Consider the following 660-nt stretch of genomic DNA (forward strand, 5'->3'; position numbering starts at 1 on the left):
CGGCCGCTGCTCGCGGACTGCCGTTTCTATAATTGCCATCATCTGCACGAACCCGGCTGCGCGATTCTCGAAGCCGTAGCCGACGGCCGCATCGCGCCGACACGGCATGCGCTGTATGCGCAACTCGTGCACGAGGCAAGCCAGATCGTCCGCTGACCCGCGCGGCACGCGCGCGGCGNNCGGCGGCCTGCCTGCCGACGCGTGCACACCCGAGCTGTGGCTCGCCGACGAACGCGACGACGCGCTCGCGCGCCGGCTCCTCGATGCCGCTTCGCATGGCCCGTCGGCCGGCGCCGCGCCGTGGCGCTGCCGGCAGTGCGGCGAGGCGCTCGAGGCCCAGTTCACGGCCTGCTGGCAATGCGGCGCCGTGCGCGACCCGCGCGACGATTGACCCGCACAGCAAAAAAGGCCGGCATCGAGCCGGCCTTTTGTCTTTCATCGGGCACTGCACTGCCCCGTCACGACACCCAGACGGCGAGTGTCAGCATCAGCAGCAGAATCATCCAAAGGATCACTGCGCGCCAGACAAGGCCAACCGCGGATTGCAGCGTACGCGGCGTGCAATCGTCACCGACCGTCAACGGACCGCTGTCACCGACCGCCAGCGCATCGAGGCTCGACGGTTCCGCGAGCGGCCCCGCGAGGCGTGCGCCGAGCGCG

General features: G+C 70.2%; 1 protein-coding gene and 2 pseudogenes. 2 read left to right on the top strand and 1 reads right to left on the bottom strand.

The features are described from left to right. Together FOZ70_RS37215 and FOZ70_RS37220 are read left to right on the top strand one after the other, a co-directional pair. Window positions 1-156, top strand: a pseudogene (locus FOZ70_RS37215) (ribosome small subunit-dependent GTPase A); the annotation flags it as partial. Beyond that, window positions 116-391, top strand: a complete 276-nt coding sequence (locus FOZ70_RS37220) for a DUF2007 domain-containing protein (RefSeq protein ID WP_346656432.1) — start codon at window positions 116-118, stop codon at window positions 389-391. The pseudogene FOZ70_RS37215 and the gene FOZ70_RS37220, both read left to right, overlap by 41 nt. A 67-nt stretch (window positions 392-458) precedes the next feature. On the opposite strand, the pseudogene FOZ70_RS37225 reads toward FOZ70_RS37220, so the two are convergent. Beyond that, window positions 459-660: pseudogene (locus FOZ70_RS37225) on the bottom strand (cobalamin biosynthesis protein CobD); the annotation flags it as partial.

The sequence above is a fragment of the Burkholderia sp. COPS genome (genome assembly GCF_019425585.1).
In the GTDB taxonomy this organism is placed as follows: domain Bacteria; phylum Pseudomonadota; class Gammaproteobacteria; order Burkholderiales; family Burkholderiaceae; genus Burkholderia; species Burkholderia cepacia.